Origin of the sequence: Lactiplantibacillus paraxiangfangensis, from assembly GCF_036246185.1 — a bacterium.
Classification (GTDB): domain Bacteria; phylum Bacillota; class Bacilli; order Lactobacillales; family Lactobacillaceae; genus Lactiplantibacillus; species Lactiplantibacillus paraxiangfangensis.
On the sequence record NZ_BTPW01000030.1, the window covers coordinates 1 to 20647 of the forward strand.

Consider the following 20647-nt stretch of genomic DNA (forward strand, 5'->3'; position numbering starts at 1 on the left):
AAATTGGTCGCGTTTTTACACACGAATTCGGATTGAATTTACAATTCAGAACAAAAAAAGGAAACCAATTCGAAAATGAATTGGTTTCCTCATAAAGTTCCTCATCAACAGCCGTTGACAAAGAGCCGAAATAGTAATAATTTCTGAGAGAGATTTTTAATTGTTATTCATAGTCTAAGCGTTAGTCGACCGCTAATTTAGCCGTACAGTCTGCGCACAGTCCGTAGAGTTCGATCCGGTGCCCGGTAATCGTACAACCGGGCAACTGCGCTTCAAACGCATCCAGCGGGCAAGCTTCTAATTCCTGCACCTTACCGCAGTTGGAACAAATAAAGTGGTGATGATGCTGGTGCTTGAAGTCGCACTGGTATTTCACCAATGTCTGGTTCGCCTGGGCCTTTAATTCCAATAACCCGAGTGTTTCAAATTCCTTTACGTTTCGGTAAATTGTATTGTGACTCATTCCAGGAAATAGTGTGCGCATATGCTCGTCCACTTCTGAAATGGCAACGTAGTGATCTTTGTAAGTGACTAAATAGTCTATCAGTGCCTGCCGCTGCTTGGTGATTTTCAGCTGATTACGGCGCAAAATCGCCACGGCCTGTTCAATTGTTGTGTCCATGCGGCGCAACACCTCCCGTTAGTTACTGAAACGGCAACAAGAATCACTGCCGTCAGCTTCTAAATCATAATCATTACTATTTAGTTTAGCATAGCTATTCGGGAAAGTGAATTAATTTACCGGTCCATCGGCCATTTGATAGTGGCGTACGAGCGCGTCTAGCTTTTGCTTCGTCACTTGCCAGTCGTCGTTCACTATCGCAGTCGCATGTCCTACCAGTCCGGCCGGCAATTCTTGATCGCGGCGATATTCATTACTAGCGACCCGTTTTTTGATCCGGGCGGGATGGTCGCCGCGTTTGGTCAACCGTTCCACCAACGCCCCCTGGTCCGGAACTTCTAAGTAAATGATGACGGCCTGTTCACCTAACTCCCGGGCATACGTAATCGCTCCCGCCGTGTCCAACACAATACTAATAAATGGGGACTTGTCCCAAGCTGCCGCTAGCCCTTCGCGTGAAGACCCGTATTGATTACCACTATAAGTCACGTGTTCCAAATAATGCTTGGTCGCAAAACTAGTCGGGGTTTCAAAATAGTAGTCCCGCCCATCGACTTCGCCGTCACGCGGGGCCCGGGTCGTATGGGTGATCACCTGGGGCACACCGTAGTGGTCCTTTAAATAATGGCTCACCGTCGTTTTGCCACTTCCCGTGGGTCCAGTAATCACAAAAATTCGTTTGGACGTCATGTTTTTCTCCTTATAAATGTGTCGTATGTAAAGCTTTTCATTTGCGTTACATCAAGATTAATAGTACGATATACAAATTGTAAGGTTCAAAGATGATGAAAGCATCTCGTAGCATAACCAAACAATTTTCATGAAGGGAGTTTTGTCAAATGAAATTTCAAACAACGAACAGCTGGTTCAGCATTGTGTTAGATACACAACGCCAATTATTTGTTGCAACTGACAAACTTCATCCAGAATTGTCCGCTGAAGGCGTAACAATCGAAGATGCAGTTGCAAACTTGGAAGTTCAAGCCTAACGTCAATAATTAATTTTAAAAAAATAGTTTTAACGTTTAGTTTAAAAATTACTGGTGACCGTTTATGCGACGGTACCAGTAATTTTTTTGTCTTTTTTTGACTAAAAGCCTTTAATTAGCCTTTGTGGTCTTGCGCTTCGATGTAGTCGTTGGCCTGATCCAACATCTTTTTTAGATTATCATAAGTTAGTCGTTTACGTGCCGTGGCGTAATCGAACCAACCGACCGCACTGATTTCCACTTTTTGGCGCGTTACCGCTACACCAGTCGGCACTTGGCTGACAAACAAGGTCACTTGCTTCAAGTTCCCATTTGGCAAGGTGTATTCGGTATAAGCCTTAAAATTAGTATCCAGTTGAACGTCTAACTGGGTCTCCTCGCGGATTTCGCGTTGAGCGGTCTCCGCTAACGTTTCGTTACCTTCCAAATGACCCTTAGGGAAGCCCCAAAAATCACTGGTGGCACTTTGCAATAATAAATAGGCGGGATGGCCATCTTTTTGCTGGTAAACCACAGCCCCACTTGCTACTTCTGTACTCATGCAACAATCCTCCTAAGTTTTTCAACTACGACTCAGTATAACATGATATGCCGTTAATTTAAGGCCAAAATTGCCCGTAACAACCGGCCCAGAGCAACCCCCTGGCGCTCATCCGTTCGGCGCTGGTCCAAGGTCTCGGCAACCGCTAAGTTGAGCCACTGATTAGCGAGTTCCAAGCTCCGCGTTAATGAAAAGCCCCGCCCCAACAAACCGGCAATGGCCGCCGCTAACGTATCACCCGTCCCGTTATAATGTCCCGGCAGGCGTGGCTGGCCCACGTACTGGACGTCACCCCGTTCATCCAACCAAGCGCAGCCAATGTGGTCGTCACGTTCAACATCCGTGATGACGGCGTGCGCCCCCGGTTTCAATAACCGCTGCAACGCCGTTAACGTTGGTTTTAATTCTGGATGGCGCTGATAGGGTAAATCCGTCAACAAGCTGGCCTCGGTCACGTTCGGTAAAATGACGTCCGCCGATTTAATTAACGTCCGCATCGCACCAACGTAGGCCTGATTAAAACCGCTATAAAGTTGCCCCAAGTCGCCAAGCACCGGATCAACGACCAACAAGTCCAAGTTTTGATTGGTCAAGTAGTCCGTCAGCAATCCGCAGAGCTCGACCGAACCGACGTACCCGATTAGAGCCTGGTCAAATTTTAATTGGGCCTGCGTCCAGTGCTTGAACACGGCGGGGAGCCAACTCGATAAGTCAACCACGGCCGGGCGCCCGTAACCACTAGTATGTGTTGATAGTAGACTCGTTGGCAACGCGGCGACGTCGTACTGCAACGCCGTTAAAACGGGCAGCGCAGCACTTAACGAAATGCCGCCGACCGCTGATAAGTCTTCCGCCACTAAAATTGATGACACAAATAATTCCTCCTTTAAAAAGCGTTTCGTTTCTCAAACTATGTACAGTGATGCGCTGAATAACTCCGGTCATGACTAATGATAAAAATTAGCCATAATCCAGGTTAACTTTCAGCCTTTCATTATTCTAGCAGAATCCCTTGCGACTGTAACCCCATCGCTCACGGACACATTTAAAAATACAACCAGTTAAAGTGACTAAGTTCTTAATAATTAAAACCAGATTCTAATTGACTTTTAATTATTGTTCACGGTATCATATTATCATAGTAAATTGTCAATTTTGACAAAAGACTGTTAATAATAACTAAAAAAAGGTGGTTCATTCTATGGGGATTCGTCAGCGCATCTTCCAAAAGGAAAACTTGGAGCGCTATTTACAAAAAGATAGTCAATTTGAACGAACCCTAAGCGCCGTTGATTTGATTGCGCTCGGGATTGGCGCAGTGATTGGGACCGGGATATTCATTCTTCCCGGGACCGTTGCCGCAACTAAGGCTGGTCCGGGAATTATTTTATCATTCGTCATTGCCGCCATCGTCTGTGCAGTGGCCGCGATGTGTTACGCCGAATTCGCGTCAGTTCTACCAATCGCTGGTTCCGCCTATTCGTACGGTAACATTGTTTACGGCGAAATGGTCGGCTGGATCATCGGCTGGGCCCTCGTCTTGGAATACGTCCTGGCCGTTGCGGCGGTGGCCGTCGGTTGGGCGGCATACTTCAACTCGTTTATTGCCGGCTTCGGCTTAAAATTACCGAAAGCCATTACTGGTTCATTTGATCCGGCGCACGGCACTTACGTTAATTTAGTTGCCATCTTAATCGTCTGTGCGATTGCTTGGATCATCGACGAAGGCTTGAAGACGTCCGTTCGTTTGAACAACATCATCGTGGCCGTAAAACTTGCTATTATTGTTATTTTCTTACTCGTCGGGTCATTCTACGTTAAACCAAGCAACTGGACACCATTTGCACCGTTTGGCGTTTCAGGGATTTTCCAAGGGGCAGCGGTGGTCTTCTTCGCTTACCTTGGATTTGACGCCGTTTCCTCGTCAGCCGCCGAAGTTAAAAACGCCAAGCGCAACATGCCAATTGGGATTATTGGGACCTTGGTCGTCTGCACGATTTTCTACATCTTGGTCTCAGGCGTTTTGACCGGGATGGTTTCTTACAAATTATTAAACGTTGATGACGCGGTGACCTTCGCCCTTCAACTCGTTCATCAAAACTTTGTTGCCGGAATCGTGTCAATCGGGGCTTTAGCCGGGATGTTCACCATGATGGTGACAATGATCTACAGTAGCTCCCGCTTACTCTACTCGATTGGCCGGGACGGTCTACTCCCTAGCTTCTTAGGTAAAATCGACAAGCACCACGCACCTAAGCACGCCATGTTGACCGTGACCATCGTCATCTCGATTCTTGGTGGCTTCGTTCCGCTTGGACAATTGGCCAACTTAGTCAACATCGGAACGCTGATTGCCTTTACCTTCGTTTCTTTTGGGATTATCCTGTTACGGCGGAATCCAAAATTAAACCAGATCAAGGGCTTCCGGGTGCCGTTCTACCCCGTTCTGCCAATCGTTTCTGGCTTACTTTGTCTCTTCATGATGACGCAGCTTTCCTTGGAAACGTGGGTCGCATCGCTAGTTTGGTTCGTGCTCGGCCTAATCATCTACTTCAGCTATGGCATCCGTCATAGCAAGATGGGCCAAGCTGAATCCAAATAAAGCAGTCAATTAATTGCATTCTTACCTTAACGGTTCTACGCTAAGGTCGCGTGGTAGTTAGAAACTGTCACGTGCCATACTAATTACAATGACGGGTCTGAGAATTTTCTCAGGCCCGCTTTTTTTCGGCCAAATACTTGTGTCCATCAACTGTTCCCGATGACAGCGGTTCCACTTTAAGGTATGATGTGGGTAATAATAAAGGATGGTGATCATGATGTTAACGCCTAAAATGATCCATAACGATGTTAGTACGCATCACGAACAATTTTTAACGATTTTAGAAAAAGATCCTTGGCTGATTCCCGCACTGACCGCGCTACACATTGTTCCCGTAGCCATTGCCGCCCACGGCTTTTATAAGAGTCTCGCGCTCAGCAAACAACTAAAAATCGAACGGGAAAAGACTAAGCAACTAGCTTTACAGCAAGTTGATAAAGTCTCAGCTGTCGCGCAAAGCCACCACTGTCACATGCCACTAACAGCAAAAATCAAGCAACACTTGCACCCAGAAGACTAATCTAGGAAATGTACAACAAAAAGATAGCACATCAGAAATTATTTAAGTATTTCTGATGTGCTATCTTTTGTTTAATCAACACTTACAAATGAATCTTAACGCTTGTCGACCCACCAAGCAGTTTGGCAACCGGACAACGTTGTTCTGCCAGTGCCAACCAGTGACTCGCCGTGGCTGAATCAACTTCTGGAATTGTTACTTGAGCATCCACAAAAAACTGATAGCCAAAACGATCCCGGCTCATGTTGACCGTTGTCACGACCCGACTTTGATGAGGTTGATCGTGTTCGCCTTCAATGGCGGCTAGCGTTGCATTCAGACACGTGCTGAGCGCTAGGCCTAACAGTTGCTCCGGGTTCGTCCCGGGAACGTCGTTGAGCGGACTAGCGACTGGTACTGCTAGCCCGTCTGGAACGTAAGCCCGCCCTTGCAGACCATCTTCATTGATCGCCTGGGTCGTGTACAGAATTGGAAATTTCCCCATCAAGTTCACCCTTCCACGCTAAGTTAGTTATCTTTAGCTATCAAAGTACCATAAACTTGCCCGACTGTCCCTTAGAAGCGTTGGCACGCGGCTAAATGCGGTATAATGTTAGGTAAATTAAACTTTTAGAGGACGTTTGCTATGATAAATAATCAATTTGCGATCGTGCCGACTGATTCAGAAGCGGCCATCGCGGAACTCACTAAGATTCACTTCATCACACCAGAAATGAGCAGCCTGACCACGGTTCCAGCCGTTTATCGGGCGCTGCTGGCCGAGAGCTTTCCAGAAGTCAAAACGACTAGCGGTCTCAAGCACAAGTTTGCGAACCTAATGGCGACGAGCCAACTCAACTTGAACGAATGGCTCGAAAACGCGACCGTCGTTAACAACCAAGTCTTTTACAACGTCGGCCTCCAACTACTGGGATTTTTACCGGGACAAGACTTTGACTTGGCCGATCCACTGCTCGCAATGCGCGACATCCACCTTCCAATGGTGGCCGACAGCGCTTTTGACCGCGAATCACTCTACTACGCGTGGTACTTACTTTTAAACACCCGTGGGAACAACGGTCAAACCTTGATTGAGGCGTTAACGGCGCGGGGCTACTTTGTGCCTTTTTATCAGTTGCCTAACGAACAAAAGCCCCTGTTTTTCAACGGCAAAGCGCAAGCCGTCTTTAACACGAACGACTTAATCCGCGACGTCGTCTACGTTGAAGCACCCTTAGACACCGATCACGACGGTAAACGGGACTTATTAAAGGTCGAAATTTTGCGGCCAGCCGAGACGGCTACTGGGTTGAAGGTACCGGTCCTATACACGGCCAGTCCTTATAACCAAGGCATTAACGACCACGCTGGCGAAGCGCAAATGCACAATGTCGACGTGCCGTTGACCGCGAAAGAACCTGACACCAACACCTATGAAGACGTTGAATACCAGCCACAAACCCCTGATTTACCAGCAGAACGATCCGTTAAAACCACCAGTGACGACGCCGAAGAAACGTTTGGCCGTGAAAAATCGTATACATTAAACGACTACTTCTTAGCTCGCGGGTTTGCCGTCGTTTACGCAGCTGGGATCGGTTCCGTCGACTCCGACGGCTTAGCCCCCACTGGTGACGTTGATGAAACGACGTCGACGGTCGCCATCATCGAATGGTTGACTGGCAAACGTCACGCCTTTACTAACCGTGACGCGGACGTTGCCATCAAAGCTTGGTGGACAAACGGTTCAGTAGCAATGACTGGCCGTTCGTACTTAGGAACGCTGGCGACCGCCGCAGCTACTACCGGCGTCGATGGGTTGAAGACCATTATCTCTGAAGCCGCCATTTCCAGCTGGTACGATTACTACCGCGATAACGGCCTCGTTGTGGCACCGGACACCTTCCAAGGGGAAGATACCGATGTTTTAGCCGCCGAAGTCTTTTCACGGAGTCTAAAAGCCGGCGACGCCCATCAGATTCAAGCTAAATTTGACGAGAAGCTTGCCGAATTAACTAAGGATCAGGATCGTGATACCGGGAACTATAATCGCTACTGGGACGAACGGAATTACCTTAAAAACGTTGATAAGATCAAGGCCGACATCGTCATGGTCCACGGTTTAAACGACTGGAACGTCAAGCCTCGCAACGTTGCCAACCTCTGGGACAAGCTTCAAAAGGTTCCCGTAACCAAGAAACTGATTTTGCATCAGGGACAGCATATTTACATCAACAACTTACAGTCACTCGACTTCACCGACATGATGAACCTCTGGCTGAGTCATGAACTCTATGGCTTGGATAATCACGCTGAAGCGTTGTTGCCAAACGTTTTAGTTCAGGACAATACTAAGGCTGAAACTTGGCACGGCTACGACAATTGGTGGCAAGATAGCACCCAGTCACTCGATTTCAAGGTTCAATATAAAGAACTCGTTCCCGCCGACCACCCAGTTGACCAACGCGCGGCCCACTTCACGGATAAGTTGCCCGACAAGCTATTCAAGCATTATCAACAAGACTTGAATGCTTGGCAAACGGATCTATTAAGCGAGTCCAAGACGAATCCACTATACGACCACCGTCTTCTATTTAAGTCGTGGCAAGCACCTAGCGACCAGCTACTTGTTGGCCGCCCACACGTTCAGGGTTCCGTCGCCGTTAATAAAAACTTTGGGATGTTGAGCTTCATGCTGATCGACTTTGGTGAAGCCAAGCGGTTAACAGTCAGCCCACAAATGATTGCGGCTAAAGCGCTCGACCTCGGGTTCCACTGGCGCGAAGACGATTTGAAGGACTTCAAGCTCGCACCCGCGACCCCGTTCAAAATGATTACGAAGGGCCACTTAAACTTGCAAAACCGGCACCACCCGTGGCACGCAGAAGCCATTCAACCAAACGAGTTTTACGACTTCGAACTTGATCTACAGCCAATTTTCCACCACTTACTCAAGGGGCACCAAGTTGGCCTAGTCATCTATGGTACTGACATGAAGATGACCATTCGTGGTAACCAGGACTTACAATATTCATTGAACTTAAATGACATTCAATTGCACATCCCGGTTAAACCAATCGACGAAAACTAGCGCATACAAAAACGGTTGAGGAATCAAATCCTCAACCGTTTTTGTATCTAGTCTCTAACTGAGAAATGAAAAGCTTAATCATACCGTTTCGTCGGACAGAACCGGTGTGCTATGGGAGACGGTCCCAGCCACAATGCGGTCTGGGATCCTCGATTTCAAGCCGACAAACCACGTCTTTAAATCGCTCCGCAATATTAGCCAATGGCCCCGGCTAATATTGCCGCCACAGCACACCAATTCTGTCCGACTTCACTAAACACCGCTTTTTTCAGTGTTATTACCAATAAATTTGTTAAGTTTCCCGCTTCCGGTTGCCCGTGATTTCATCATGGACGTCCTCCAGTTATGCTGGGTTACTATCAAACTTAACTATTTTGTTTTAAAACAGTCCCAGCGTAGCCGGCAGAACCAGTGGGCCGTGTCGGCACTGTTTGCTGGCGTTTTTTGCCAGGTTACAGTGCGGGGCGACTTGAAAGACTCGTTCTTTGAGGCTTTCAAGCGAGGCGGAAGACCATTCTTTGTCTGTAGCCGACCCCATGGCCCACTGATTCTGCTGGCGCAGCGCAAAAAAAATGTTGGCTTTTTAGCGATAAACAGTACCAAGGTAGCGATTGAACTGGTTCCAGTACTTTCCAAAACAAAGCACCACCAAGCAACCTAATCAGGCTACTTGGTGGTGCTTGCTGTGTCTATTTCACACTCTCAAACCTTAGTTATTGACCGATGCAATTTCATTGGCAATTAACTTGGTCAATTTGCGGTTCCCAGCTGTGTTGGGATGGACATTATCAGAAGCAAACCAATCAGATTGGTTCAACGCCTTCTTGTACCAATCCACAACGTGAACGTTAGGATGGTTCGCAGCCGTCTTCTTGATTTGGGTGTTAACCTGATGTTGCCAACTTTGAGTTGGGACGTGAGCCGTGACCCAGAAAATCTGATGGTCCTTGCCAATCATGTTAACCACTTGCTCAGCTTGGGCATTCGTAATGGTCCCGTTCGTCCCAATGTTGATCAAAACGTTATGCGCTAACTGCCCTTGCTGTTTAAGGGAACCAATAATTGGTGGCACGTCCGTGACTTGCCGACCAACTTTTCCTTGAACAACCGCACCTGGAATAACGTCTTGCAGGTCCGGCGAAACGTCTAACAACACCGAATCACCAATGGCGGTCAAATCCGTAGTCCCCATGGCTAAGACAACTTGTGGCTTCAAGTTATATTCTTTAACAACCTTTTTCTGTTTCGGGGATAACTTGGCTAGCGCCGCTTTGGTCTTCATCTGTTCAGTTTTGATCTTAGCGGCCTTAGCAGCGGCTTTTTGCCGCTTCAAAGCGGCCGCGTTTTTCTTGCTAGCATTTTTAGTATTCTTATCAATTGTTTTTTGTAGGTCCGTTTTTTGCGTTGCGGCTGATTTACTTGGCTGTTGCACAAAGCCCACTGCCGTAATCACAAATAGGATAATCGTTAAACCGGTAATGGTGCCGGTAACGCGGTTAAACTTAGGGGCCCGCAAGAAGTTGGTGAAGTCTGTCCACAAGCGACTGTAATCGTAATGGCGCATTGGATCTTCAATAAAGCGATAGCTTAGTTCCGTTACCAACAAAATTAACGCAACTTCAATTAAGCTGTTAACTAAGGGGTGATCCCCAATATTTTTCACTTTAGTTTCGTAGAAAATCATGACCGGAAATTGATACAAGTAAATCCCGTAACTGCGTTGCCCAATGTAGGTAAATACGGGGTTCGTCAATAACCGGTTCATGTGGCTTCCGGGGTGCGCAACCGTCGCAACCAAGACGGCCGAGACGATGGTGAATAATAACATCCCGCCACGATAAGTGAACGCTGACGTCCCCGCCATCTGGAAGAACATCCAGATCAAGACGACCAGTGAGACGCCACCCAAGATATCCAAGGTCAGCTGATTACTATGACCAATGTCTGGTGACAATTCCCGTGACGGCCAAACGAAGGCCAGTCCCGAACCAATCAAAATGGCAAACATCCGGGTATCAGTCCCGTAGTAAACCCGGTTCGTATTGGCTGGATCATATAACAACGCCATGGCAACCGCGGAAATTCCCGCCATCGCAATCATGAACCAGAAGATCCGTGATCGTTTCTTGAAAATGAGCATTAATAGCCCGATAATCAGTGGCCAGAAAAGGTAATACTGACCTTCAATCGATAATGACCATAAATGGGTAAACGGTGATTCACCGTTAAAACGGTCAAAGTAACTCTGCCCGTGGCCGATTTCAAACCAGTTATAGACGTACAACAGGTTGGTCACCACGGTCGCACGAATGTTACTCAACAGCGAACGCTGAAACAGCGTAATGTAGGCCGTCGTTCCTAGTAACATCGTCACAAACGCCGGATACAGTCGCCGCATTCGGTGTCCTAAGAACCGCCCGATTCGCACGTGACCGTAATTCAACCAGTCTTGTAATAAAATATCCGTAATTAAGTACCCGGAGACCACGAAGAAGATTGGAACCCCTAAGTACCCACCTTGTAATGACGCCGGCATTAAATGATAAACGATAACCCCAATAACCGCCAATGTTCGAATACCATCAAAGCCGGTGATGTAACGGCGAGGACGCATTCGATGCCGGTTCATTCTTGTCATTGTCCGGCTCATGTTAACTCTCCGTAAATTTTCACTCATTTTCTAATTACCCCTTGAACTGTTTCTTCTTTACCGACGTACCCGTTGGTATCCAATGCTTCCACTATAATCTGTCGCCAACAGACCTGACTAGTATAATTATCTCTTTTTTAATTATTTTTATTAACCGTTTTATTCACTGGGAAGTCTGCACATTTGCCCCATGCATGCCCGGTACCAAAAGGTATACACCCACTCATAAAAACAAGCAAAACAGTACACAGCGGTATACCGTTGAGATAGTTAGACCATAACTCATTAAAACTGAATTAGTTGCCTCAACTTACAAAGCAACTAACCTGATACTTTTTTCCTGCTTAACCGTGGTACTGACCCGTCAACAAGTTGACCTTCGTAATTTCACCACTACTAAAGTGTTGCACGCGACCATCAGTTAACCGCACCACTAAGGCACCATTTTGATCAATATCTTGGACAACGCCATCGTAAGTCTGCGCACCGCTTTTCAAAGCCACCCGCTGGTTGATCACCATTGATAACTGACGGTAAGTTGCCATAAAATTGCCCGTCCGATACGTCGGATAACGGTCAAAAAAGGTCTGTAACAACGTGCGCACCACTTGATTTCGCGTAATCGCCGTTGGATGTGTCAAAACGGCACCCGCTTTATTTTGAATCGCCGTCGGAAAGTCCGCCGTCGTCAAGTTAATACCCATTCCGACAATCACCGTCGAAATTTGGCCGTTTTCCAGATTAGTCATCCCTTCCGACATAATCCCAACAACTTTGTGATGATTGACCAGGACGTCGTTAACCCACTTAAGTTCTACGGAAACATTGAATAATTGCTGTAACGTTTGTGCAACAACGACTGCCGTACTCGTTGTCAGTAAGCCCGCGTTTAACGGCTGACTTGCTGTCACTGGTAGCCCGATGCTGAGATAAATTCCCGTTTGCCCTGGTGAATAAAACGCCCGTCCGGAACGACCATACCCCGCCGTCTGCGTATCCGCAACCACGACCACCGGTTCGACCAAGGGTGTGCGGGTCGCCATGCGCTTCAGGTAGGCGTTGGTTGAATCAACAGATGGTAACACGCTCAACTGAACGGCCGGTGATAGTTTGAGTCCATTTCTGATTCCGGCCACACTGAGTTGATTGTTTTCAACGTAGCGATACCCCAACCCGTGCCGGCTTTCAATCGAGTAACCAGTCGTTTGTAAGCCTTGGACCATCTTCCAAACAGCGGTGCGACTAATACTTAGCTCACTAGCTAACCGATCCCCAGAACAGTAATCCGGAGCCGTAGCCATTAATAACCGTAATACTTCGGTTTGGTTAGCCATCTCAATCTCACCTTTTTCTCATTAGTTAACCCATTATTTCATATTGGTTAACTAACCGCAATTGAATAGAAAAAATGTAATATTACATTTTACTGCGAATGTCAGTTTAGTCATTATTCCTGAAAATGTAAGCGGTTGTCAAGCCAAAACCATCTCAAAATTCAATCTTTATCCAACCCGCTTAACGGGACTATTTTTCAGAAATCAACCGGATCTTTTCCATAATCTATGTTTCATTAATTCGTTAATACTATAAATCACAGTTATCTATTATCACGCAAATATTGATAAGATACCAGCCCCCCCTTTTGACCGTCATCCGCTAACAGTGGTAAGATAATGATTAAAATATTTAGAAATTAGGTGATCATTTGAAACAGGGAACAACGATCATCACACTGGATAACGGTTACCATTTATGGACCAATACCCAGGGTGAAGGCGACATTCAATTACTTTGCTTGCACGGTGGCCCAGGTGGGAATCATGAATACTGGGAAAATTTCGGTGATGAATTATCCGACTTAGGCGTTCAAGTTTCCATGTATGATCAGTTAGGCTCTTGGTACTCTGATCAACCTGACTATTCGGATCCTGAAATTGCCAAGAAATACCTCAGCTACGATTACTTCCTTGATGAAGTCGAAGAGGTTCGCCAAAAACTTGGCCTCGATAACTTCTATCTTATTGGTCAATCTTGGGGCGGTGCCTTAACGATGATGTACGCACTCAAGTATGGTCAACATCTAAAGGGTGCTATCATCTCCAGCATGGTCGACAATATCGAAGAATACGTCACGCACGTTAATAAAGTTCGTGAAGACGCCCTTCCCGCTGATGCAGTGGCTTACATGAAGCAAAAGGAAGCGGAAGGTAACTGGGACGATGCCCAATACCAGAAATACGTCGACGTCTTAAATGCCGGCTACGTTGACCGCAAACAGCCAACGTCAATCCGCCATTTGATCGACACGACGGCTAAACCCGTTTATAACGCTTTCCAAGGCGACAACGAATTCGTCATCACTGGGAAGCTTAAGGAATGGGACGTTCGTGACCAGATTCATAACATCAAGGTCCCAACGTTATTGACCTTTGGCGAACACGAAACGATGCCACTCGACTCTGCTCGGCGGATGGCCCGCGACATTCCAAATTCACGGTTAGTGACAACCCCTAATGGTGGTCACCATCACATGATCGACAACGCCCCAGTCTACTTCGACCACTTGAAGCAATTTATCAAGGACGTTGAAGACGGTAGCTTTAATAAGTAGTTTCTTTCAAATTAATTAAAATAAAACGGCCATCAGCTGAATTCAGTTGGTGACCGTTTTTTTAATTTAATTAGTTGTCAATTATGACTGACCAATATCTCCACTCAATATTAAAGTGCGTCACCAGCAGCACGTAAAAGTTCTCCGAGTGATGGTTGTTGGTGCACGTCAATATGGTTAGCTTTTGCATATTCGTCCACGGCTTCTTGACCATACAGTTGCGGATCAAGTGGCATGTACGCCGTCCCAATCGGATCGTCCTGCTTAATGACAGCATTAACGACGATTGGTTGCCGGTTTCCGTCAGCCTGTAGCTGCTTAATTTGGTCAAAGACCGCGTTAACTTCCTGATTATTTTTAACCGTAAATCCAATCCCGCCTAACCCTTCGGCAACTTTAGCCCAGTCGGCATCCGTCAAATCGACCCCATAAAGGTGTTGCTTCGTATCGACCTGTTCACGATAAATGAAGCCGAAGCGCCGATTACTGAAAACGACGTTGATTACGGGTAAGCCGTAGCGCGCTTCCGTAATGATATCCGGGGCGACCATCGCAAAGCCACCATCACCGGAAAACGACCACGCCTGACTGTCGGGTACACTCAAAGCCCCTGCCATTCCCGCTGGCAAACCAAAGCCCATCGTCGCAAATAACCCGGAGAGCGCAAACTTCTGCTGTTGATCCATTGGTAATCCGCGCACAGCCCATTCCGAAACATTCCCAGTATCGACACCGTAAGTATCCTTAGGACCGACCATGCTGGCAACCTTGTTCATGACCGCTTCTGGGGCTAATCCGTCTTGATCGTCTTCACCCCGTTGCTTTAACCAAGCATCCCAGTTTTGCTTATTAGTTTGGTTCGCTTGCAACCAATCCGTTGCGGGAAGGGACTCACCCGTCGCAACCATGTCCTTTAAGTAAGACTTAGCATCACTGATGACGGCGTAGTCAATCGGAACCATTTTACCGATATCATAAGGCCGGTCATTAACTTGAATAATTTTAACGTTTTTCGGCCAGAAGCCCGCAAATGGAAATTCAGAACCTAAGAAGAAGATCAGATCCGCGTGCTGGAGCGCTTCAAACCCAGACTTCGTCCCTAACCGACCGAACGTTCCAATGGCATTCGGATGGTTCGTCGGCATAACGCCCGTTGCGGGCACGGTATTCATGACGGGAACGTTAAACGTCTCACTGAACTGAACTAACGCGTCGCGAGCACCAAGCAACCCCCGCCCCGCATAAACTAGTGGGTGTTTTGCTTCCTTTAATAGCTTCAAAGTTGCGGCAATCGCTTGCGGATCAATGGTTTGTTTAAACGTATTAGCGACCGTGTTCGGTGTTTTTACTGGCTCGTAGTCGATTTCTTTAGCGGAGAGGTCCTCCGGAATAATCACGACGGCCGGGCCCTTCTTTTCGTAAGCTTCCCGAATGGCTTGATTAACCACGTACGGTAACTGTTCGGCGGTCGTGACGGTCCGATTATACACGGCAACGTCGCCAAACATTGGCGTTTCGTCCATTTCTTGGAAATAGTTCGTATTCATCGTGGGCTGTGGCACTTGACCAATCAACGCTAGCACTGGCACGTGATCCATTTTGGCATCGTACAAGCCGTTGAATAGGTGCGTTGCGCCGGGGCCCGCAGAACCAAATGAGACACCAATCTTACCATTAAACTTGGCATCGGCTGTAGCGGCTAAGGCGCCCACTTCTTCATGGCGAACCTGAATGTAGTCCACCTTGTCTTTCTCCAAATAAAGGCCTTCTACAGTATGGTTAATCGAGCCGCCGGGAATTCCGTACAAGTGGTCGACACCCCAAGATTCCAATACCTTTACTAATGCTTGTCCCGCAATCATCTTCGTCATAAAAATCGCTTTCCTTCCGTTACCAGGTAGTTAATTAGCTATCCGAATTAATTTAACAAAGGTATTATAAAACGCTTTCACAGCCAAACTCAAGCAAAAAGGCTTACTTTTTGTAAGCAAATGGAGATTGCGCTTAAACGCAAAAATCCGTCCAGAAAGATTTCTGAACGGATTTTAATATTGCTATGTTTTAAACGGGCACCAAGGTTTGCGTCACTTAACCTGGTATCAGACGTTTAATATCCAAAGATAAATAATAAAGATAAAGAAGAGCACGTACATGAGCGGATGAACTTCCTTACCGTGCTTAGTGGCAACCATCGTAATAACGTAGGTGATAAACCCTAACGCGATCCCATCGGAGATACTGTAAGTCAATGGCATCCCAATAACGGTTAAGAAAGCGGGTACGGCAATTTCAAACCGTTCCCAGTTGATTTGTTTTAATGATTCGGCCATGAGCACCCCAACAATGATTAATGCCGGTGCGGTGACTTGGCTCGTCACAACGTTCAATAGTGGTGAGAAGAATAGCCCAAACAAGAAGAGAATCCCCGTTACAACGGCACTCATCCCGGAACGACCCCCTACCGCAATCCCGGCAGAAGATTCAACGTACGCGGAAGTTGGTGAAGTCCCCAAGACGGAACCAACTAACATTGAAGTTGAGTCAGCCATCAACGCCTTCCCAACCCGTGGCATCTTGTTATTACGCATGAAGCCAGCTTGCTCAGCTAATCCAACCAGCGTACCGGCCGTATCAAAGAAGGTCACTAACAAGAACGTTAAGACAACGATCACTAATTGTAATGAATTGATGTCACCAATGTGAGTCAGCGCGACCCCAAAAGTTGGTTTTAATGAAGGTGCAGCGGAAACGACCGTCGATGGCATCTTAATCAAACCAGTGACTAATCCTAAGATGGACGTCAAGACCATCCCGATGAAAATCCCACCCGGAACTTTACGACTCATCAAGATTAACGTGACGATTAACCCGAAGATGGTTAACCAAGTCGTCCCAACCGTCAATGAACCCAAACCAACGACCGTCGACTTATTCGCAACGATCAAACCACCACCGTGTAACCCGATAAAAGCGATAAAGAACCCAATACCGGCGGAAATCGCTAATTTCATATCACGTGGAATCGCATCAATGATCATTTCACGTAACTTAAAGATGGTAATCAACATGAAGATTAACCCGGCGACGAAAACCCCTGCTAAGGCCGTCTGCCATTTCACACCCATCCCAATAACAACGGAATAAGTAAAGAAGGCGTTGACGCCTAGCCCGGGTGCGATGGCGATTGGGTACTTCGCAAGTAGCCCCATCATCAGACACCCAAGTGCTGAAGCTAGCGCGGTCGCGGTAAATACCGCCCCTTTATCCATTCCAGAAGCACCAAGGACACTCGGATTAACAAATAGGATGTAAGCCATCGAGACAAAGGTCGTTAGCCCGGCCAATACTTCCGTTCGCATGGACGTTTTCAATTCTGAAAAATTAAAATACGTTGCAATTTTATTCATGTTTTCCTCCAAATATTTTAAATAATAGAAATAGCACAATTGTAAACGTTCGTGTTTCTGCTCTATATAACAGAATTAATCCTAACATTGTTCTTAATTAAAAGCAATATCCGAACGCTAAATAATTTTATTGTGATTTACTTTCCACTTTCAATTTAATTTGGCTGCGTTAGAATGGAGTTGGTGTAAGAGATAATTTTCAAAAATTGTCTGGGGAGCGTGATTTGTATGGCAAGTTCCAAGTTTAGCGCCATCTTTTTTCTCATCTTATACGCCGTTTTACTCTACTTCGTTTTTACCATGAACAACATGGTTGCGATGTACATAATGGCCATCGGGATGTTTTTAGAAGCTTGTGAAGGTGTTTACTGTAACTTCTTTAAACATTAAAAAAATCCGGAAAAACGTGAGGACTGCTCCCCATGTCTTCCGGATTTTTTAGTGTGCGATCGGTCGTTGCTGATCTTGATTCTTGCCCAGTTGTGCAACCTGCTGACAAAAACCTTCCATCATCTTTAAAACCTGATCAATTTGCTCGGCACCTAACTGATTGACCCACGTATCAAAGTGCTTCGTAATGGCTTGATTGACAATATTTTCAACCTGTTGCCCGCGTTCGGTCAAATGTAAATAGAGTCGCCGGCGGTCTTGCGGATCTGGCACCTGAAAAACGTAGTGCTGCGTCAACAGGGCTTTGACTTGCCGCGAAATCGCACTGCGCGTCACTTGCCGCTGAACAGCAATATCGTTTAATGTCACTTGGTCACTATCGGTAATCCGCCGCAAAATTAAAAACTGCTCGAACGACAGCTTATTTTGACTCAACGGCCACGCCACCAAGTCCGCCATATTTTTAGTGGCATCCTGATACGCTTCAAAATAACTATTTAATAATTTACTCAAATCGACATTTTTCATGATATTACAGTCACCCCACTGACTTTTATCTAAATATAACACGTCTTTAACTAATTTACTGATATCAGCCCAGCTTTTATCGTTTTTTGCACATGTAAGGCATCCTGCCTAACATTTCAAGCGGACAAAGGAGTATGATAATAGTAGATGAAACGCTTACTAAAGGAGATGATGGAATGGTTCTCACACCCTTGCACCAAGTCGAATTACGCTTGATGCAAACTGTCATTAAAATTTGTGACACCGAAAAAATCGACTACTTTTTAATTGGTGGCTCACTGCTGGGCGCAATCCGTCATCACGGCTTCATTCCGTGGGACGACGATATTGACATCGGTATGCGTCGCAGTGAATACCAGCGCTTTATCGCGGTTGCGAACCGCTACCTTGATCCGGAGCAATACTTCTTACAAACGGGGGCTAGTGATCCTGATTACGGTCTCAGTTATATGAAGCTACTTGACGTTAACACTTACATTGAAGAAAAAAATAACGTCAATAACGCGTTTAAAGGCGTCTTCGTCGATATCTTTCCCTTCGACAAGATTCCCGATGACGAGGCCCTCCGTCGTTCCCAAATGATGCATTTTCGTTTGGAGGACGCCGCGATTCTACTGCGGTTGAATTATAACTTCGTCAAAACGCCACTCCGTAATTTGTTAACCAAGCGGACGCCGCAGCAATTGGCCGAAGTTAACGGCCACAAACAGGACCGTGAAGGTTACATGCGCTTATACGAACAATCAGATTCGCGAACGTATAAAAACCTCGCTTCGCAGTACGATTACGATAAAGAAATCTTATCCTATCAAGAACTTACGGAACTAGAATCAGCGCCGTTTGAGGACTTACAGGTTAAAATTCCCCGGGCCTATGATCAGATTCTGACCCGGATGTACGGTGACTATCTCCAACTACCACCGGCTGATCAACGAGTTGAAAAACATCTGAACAAACTGATTATTAACAATCACGAAATCTTATAGTTTTAACTAGCGTGGTTCAGGCGTTCTCGTGACCGCCGAACTACGCCTTTTTTGGTATCCAGCCCTTTTGGCTACTTTACATTATTATGAACTGCTCAGTCGTCGTTCCACCCTTGTTAAACGTATGTTAAGATTAAAAGAATTATTTCGCTAGACATCGCGTTTACAAGGTATCAAAACATTTAAATGGGGGATCTAAATGGCAGCAAAATTATTTGGTATCATGATGATCAATGTTCAAAACATTGAGCTTTCAATCGTTAATTTACGCACCTTAAAACAAGTCGAACGGGTGCGTTCCGACGTGGCTTTAGGTGAAGACATCTACGATCAACACACGATCAACTACGATTCAGTCGAAGAGGCAGCGTCCGCACTGACCGGTTTTGTCCAAATCATGAATGATTATGGCGTGGAAGACTATCGATTATGGGGATCGTGGTCATTATCCACCGCCAACAATGCCGACTACGTTCAAGACCAATTACTGGTCCGGACTGGCCTCAAAATTGCCTGGCTCTCCAGTAGTCAGGAGACCTACTTACGCTCAGCCGCCGTTGCGGTTCACTTTCCACGCTTTAAACAGATGATTGAAGAACCAACTTACTTACTGGGGATTAACTCCGGAAGTGTCGGTATTTCTCATTACGACCAGGGTAACTTCGCCTTTTCGCGTAGTCTCCGCCTAGGGCCCGTCCGGATTTCCGAAGTGCTAGAAGACTTACAATCCAGCGTTCCGAACTACGTTGAAGTCCTGGATGACTACATTTCAAGTCAAATTGCTGACTTTGGACGCTTCTTGCCCGGTCGCCGGGAAGAACCTAGTAACGTGGTGATGTTGGGAGTCGCCCCGTTTGCTACCCTCTTCCGTCAACAACAATCCAAGGCCGGTGTCGAAGAACTCAGTAAGGCTGATTTCCAAGCCCTCTACGATGACGTTATCGACGCTTCTGATCAGTATTTAATGGACAAATACGAAGTGGACGAAGAAGACGTTCGCTTAATCGTGCCCGAACTCTTACTGATCAACGAATTGCTTCAACTCACCAACGCCCAGAAGATTTGGTTAGGAAACGTGACCGTTTTAGACGGCCTCATTATTCAAGAAGCGGTTAAATTAGGTTATAAAAAATATAACTTCAACGACCAAATCATCACCGCAGCGAAAAACATCGCTGACCGTTATAACGTTGAACCGAAGCACCGCGACCTCGTCACGAGGTTTTCCCTTCACTTATTTGATCAGCTAAAGCCCCTCCACCACTTAGATAAGCGGGACCGGCTACTACTACAAGTCGCCTCCATCGTCCACGACGTCGGGAGCTATATTGATCCGCATCAACATTACATGCATTCGGATTACATTTTGCGTGCGACCGAGCTCACTGGCCTGACCGATGACGAAAAGAAAATGATTGCGATGATCTCCCGCTATCACAGCGCCCAGACCCCGTCGAAAGACTTAAAGCACTTCGAGCACATGACGCTTAAACAACGCGTGCTCGTATCCAAGCTATCCGCTATCTTGCGAATTGCCGATGCGTTGGACGACGGTCGTAAACAAAAAATTAGTAAAATTTCAGTTTCCATTAAAAATCCGCGCGTCATTATTACCTGTTTCTCCCATGACGACCTGTTTTTAGAGAATTGGGTATTCGCGCAAAAAGCCGAATTCTTCAAGGAGGTCTTCGGCCTAACACCAGTTATTAAACTTCGGGGGGTACGTTAAAA

At 46.4% G+C, this 20647-nt stretch carries 18 protein-coding genes; 8 read left to right on the forward strand and 10 right to left on the reverse strand.

Annotated elements, in window-relative coordinates; translation table 11 throughout:
* Positions 1-181: 181 nt before the first annotated feature.
* Both AAA939_RS13200 and AAA939_RS13205 read right to left on the reverse strand, forming a co-directional pair.
* The gene (locus AAA939_RS13200; RefSeq protein ID WP_057706755.1) at positions 182-622 is read right to left on the reverse strand and encodes a Fur family transcriptional regulator; all 441 of its coding nucleotides are present in this window, start codon (positions 620-622) and stop codon (positions 182-184) included.
* A gap of 111 nt (positions 623-733) precedes the next feature.
* On the reverse strand, positions 734-1312 hold the full coding sequence (locus tag AAA939_RS13205) for a guanylate kinase (RefSeq protein WP_338211057.1): 579 nt from the start codon (positions 1310-1312) through the stop codon (positions 734-736).
* A 149-nt stretch (positions 1313-1461) separates the two neighbouring features.
* Here AAA939_RS13205 and AAA939_RS13210 point away from each other — a divergent pair, with 149 nt between their 5' ends.
* Positions 1462-1611 carry a hypothetical protein gene (locus AAA939_RS13210; RefSeq protein WP_157061106.1) on the forward strand — a complete coding sequence of 50 codons (150 nt, stop codon included), beginning with the start codon at positions 1462-1464 and terminating at the stop codon, positions 1609-1611.
* A gap of 115 nt (positions 1612-1726) precedes the next feature.
* On the opposite strand, the gene AAA939_RS13215 is transcribed toward AAA939_RS13210, so the two are convergent.
* Positions 1727-2152 carry a bis(5'-nucleosyl)-tetraphosphatase gene (locus AAA939_RS13215; protein WP_338211053.1) on the reverse strand — a complete coding sequence of 142 codons (426 nt, stop codon included), beginning with the start codon at positions 2150-2152 and terminating at the stop codon, positions 1727-1729.
* A 53-nt stretch (positions 2153-2205) separates the two neighbouring features.
* Positions 2206-3024: a PfkB family carbohydrate kinase gene (locus tag AAA939_RS13220; RefSeq protein WP_338211051.1), complete on the reverse strand. Its 819-nt coding sequence runs from the start codon at positions 3022-3024 to the stop codon at positions 2206-2208.
* Between the two features lie 329 nt (positions 3025-3353).
* On the opposite strand from AAA939_RS13220, the gene AAA939_RS13225 reads away from it, so the two are divergent.
* Both AAA939_RS13225 and AAA939_RS13230 read left to right on the forward strand, forming a co-directional pair.
* Positions 3354-4754: an amino acid permease gene (locus AAA939_RS13225; protein WP_338211049.1), complete on the forward strand. Its 1401-nt coding sequence runs from the start codon at positions 3354-3356 to the stop codon at positions 4752-4754.
* 217 nt (positions 4755-4971) lie between these two features.
* The gene (locus tag AAA939_RS13230) at positions 4972-5274 is read left to right on the forward strand and encodes a transposase (RefSeq protein WP_338225998.1); all 303 of its coding nucleotides are present in this window, start codon (positions 4972-4974) and stop codon (positions 5272-5274) included.
* Between the two features lie 82 nt (positions 5275-5356).
* Here AAA939_RS13230 and AAA939_RS13235 read toward each other — a convergent pair whose 3' ends face one another.
* The gene (locus AAA939_RS13235) at positions 5357-5758 is read right to left on the reverse strand and encodes an OsmC family protein (RefSeq protein ID WP_338211046.1); all 402 of its coding nucleotides are present in this window, start codon (positions 5756-5758) and stop codon (positions 5357-5359) included.
* 141 nt (positions 5759-5899) lie between these two features.
* On the opposite strand from AAA939_RS13235, the gene AAA939_RS13240 reads away from it, so the two are divergent.
* Positions 5900-8344 (forward strand): Xaa-Pro dipeptidyl-peptidase, encoded by a 2445-nt coding sequence (locus AAA939_RS13240; RefSeq protein ID WP_338225996.1) that lies wholly within the window; start codon positions 5900-5902, stop codon positions 8342-8344.
* Between the two features lie 709 nt (positions 8345-9053).
* On the opposite strand, the gene AAA939_RS13245 is transcribed toward AAA939_RS13240, so the two are convergent.
* Both AAA939_RS13245 and AAA939_RS13250 read right to left on the reverse strand, forming a co-directional pair.
* A complete protein-coding gene (locus AAA939_RS13245) occupies positions 9054-11021 on the reverse strand; it encodes an acyltransferase family protein (protein WP_338211044.1) in 1968 nt (655 codons plus the stop codon).
* 317 nt (positions 11022-11338) lie between these two features.
* The gene (locus AAA939_RS13250) at positions 11339-12328 is read right to left on the reverse strand and encodes a biotin--[acetyl-CoA-carboxylase] ligase (protein ID WP_338211041.1); all 990 of its coding nucleotides are present in this window, start codon (positions 12326-12328) and stop codon (positions 11339-11341) included.
* A 371-nt stretch (positions 12329-12699) separates the two neighbouring features.
* On the opposite strand from AAA939_RS13250, the gene AAA939_RS13255 reads away from it, so the two are divergent.
* Positions 12700-13605 carry a proline-specific peptidase family protein gene (locus AAA939_RS13255; protein WP_338211039.1) on the forward strand — a complete coding sequence of 302 codons (906 nt, stop codon included), beginning with the start codon at positions 12700-12702 and terminating at the stop codon, positions 13603-13605.
* Between the two features lie 110 nt (positions 13606-13715).
* On the opposite strand, the gene AAA939_RS13260 is transcribed toward AAA939_RS13255, so the two are convergent.
* Complete coding sequence (locus AAA939_RS13260) at positions 13716-15476, reverse strand: thiamine pyrophosphate-dependent enzyme (protein WP_338211038.1); 1761 nt, start codon at positions 15474-15476, stop codon at positions 13716-13718.
* Between the two features lie 228 nt (positions 15477-15704).
* Entirely contained in the window at positions 15705-17012 is a 1308-nt protein-coding gene (locus AAA939_RS13265) for an NCS2 family permease (RefSeq protein ID WP_338211036.1), read from the reverse strand.
* Between the two features lie 228 nt (positions 17013-17240).
* On the opposite strand from AAA939_RS13265, the gene AAA939_RS13270 reads away from it, so the two are divergent.
* Entirely contained in the window at positions 17241-17402 is a 162-nt protein-coding gene (locus tag AAA939_RS13270) for a hypothetical protein (protein WP_157061108.1), read from the forward strand.
* Between the two features lie 48 nt (positions 17403-17450).
* Here the strand turns inward: AAA939_RS13270 and AAA939_RS13275 are convergent, their stop codons facing one another.
* Positions 17451-17930: a MarR family winged helix-turn-helix transcriptional regulator gene (locus AAA939_RS13275; protein ID WP_057706767.1), complete on the reverse strand. Its 480-nt coding sequence runs from the start codon at positions 17928-17930 to the stop codon at positions 17451-17453.
* Positions 17931-18106: 176 nt separating this feature from the next.
* Between AAA939_RS13275 and AAA939_RS13280 the strand changes: the two genes are divergently transcribed.
* Positions 18107-18916, forward strand: a complete 810-nt coding sequence (locus AAA939_RS13280; protein ID WP_338211033.1) for a LicD family protein — start codon at positions 18107-18109, stop codon at positions 18914-18916.
* 199 nt (positions 18917-19115) lie between these two features.
* A complete protein-coding gene (locus tag AAA939_RS13285; RefSeq protein ID WP_338211031.1) occupies positions 19116-20645 on the forward strand; it encodes a Ppx/GppA phosphatase family protein in 1530 nt (509 codons plus the stop codon).
* Positions 20646-20647: the final 2 nt, after the last annotated feature.

Excerpts from the sequence above, each read along its gene's own strand:
- AAA939_RS13200 (WP_057706755.1), bottom strand. The coding sequence starts at position 622 with ATGGACACAACAATTGAACAGGCCGTGGCGATTTTGCGCCGTAATCAG.
- AAA939_RS13205 (WP_338211057.1), bottom strand. The coding sequence starts at position 1,312 with ATGACGTCCAAACGAATTTTTGTGATTACTGGACCCACGGGAAGTGGC.
- AAA939_RS13210 (WP_157061106.1), top strand. The coding sequence starts at position 1,462 with ATGAAATTTCAAACAACGAACAGCTGGTTCAGCATTGTGTTAGATACA.
- AAA939_RS13215 (WP_338211053.1), bottom strand. The coding sequence starts at position 2,152 with ATGAGTACAGAAGTAGCAAGTGGGGCTGTGGTTTACCAGCAAAAAGAT.
- AAA939_RS13225 (WP_338211049.1), top strand. The coding sequence starts at position 3,354 with ATGGGGATTCGTCAGCGCATCTTCCAAAAGGAAAACTTGGAGCGCTAT.
- AAA939_RS13230 (WP_338225998.1), top strand. The coding sequence starts at position 4,972 with ATGTTAACGCCTAAAATGATCCATAACGATGTTAGTACGCATCACGAA.
- AAA939_RS13235 (WP_338211046.1), bottom strand. The coding sequence starts at position 5,758 with ATGGGGAAATTTCCAATTCTGTACACGACCCAGGCGATCAATGAAGAT.
- AAA939_RS13240 (WP_338225996.1), top strand. The coding sequence starts at position 5,900 with ATGATAAATAATCAATTTGCGATCGTGCCGACTGATTCAGAAGCGGCC.
- AAA939_RS13245 (WP_338211044.1), bottom strand. The coding sequence starts at position 11,021 with ATGAGTGAAAATTTACGGAGAGTTAACATGAGCCGGACAATGACAAGA.
- AAA939_RS13250 (WP_338211041.1), bottom strand. The coding sequence starts at position 12,328 with ATGGCTAACCAAACCGAAGTATTACGGTTATTAATGGCTACGGCTCCG.
- AAA939_RS13260 (WP_338211038.1), bottom strand. The coding sequence starts at position 15,476 with ATGACGAAGATGATTGCGGGACAAGCATTAGTAAAGGTATTGGAATCT.
- AAA939_RS13265 (WP_338211036.1), bottom strand. The coding sequence starts at position 17,012 with ATGAATAAAATTGCAACGTATTTTAATTTTTCAGAATTGAAAACGTCC.
- AAA939_RS13270 (WP_157061108.1), top strand. The coding sequence starts at position 17,241 with ATGGCAAGTTCCAAGTTTAGCGCCATCTTTTTTCTCATCTTATACGCC.
- AAA939_RS13275 (WP_057706767.1), bottom strand. The coding sequence starts at position 17,930 with ATGAAAAATGTCGATTTGAGTAAATTATTAAATAGTTATTTTGAAGCG.
- AAA939_RS13280 (WP_338211033.1), top strand. The coding sequence starts at position 18,107 with ATGGTTCTCACACCCTTGCACCAAGTCGAATTACGCTTGATGCAAACT.
- AAA939_RS13285 (WP_338211031.1), top strand. The coding sequence starts at position 19,116 with ATGGCAGCAAAATTATTTGGTATCATGATGATCAATGTTCAAAACATT.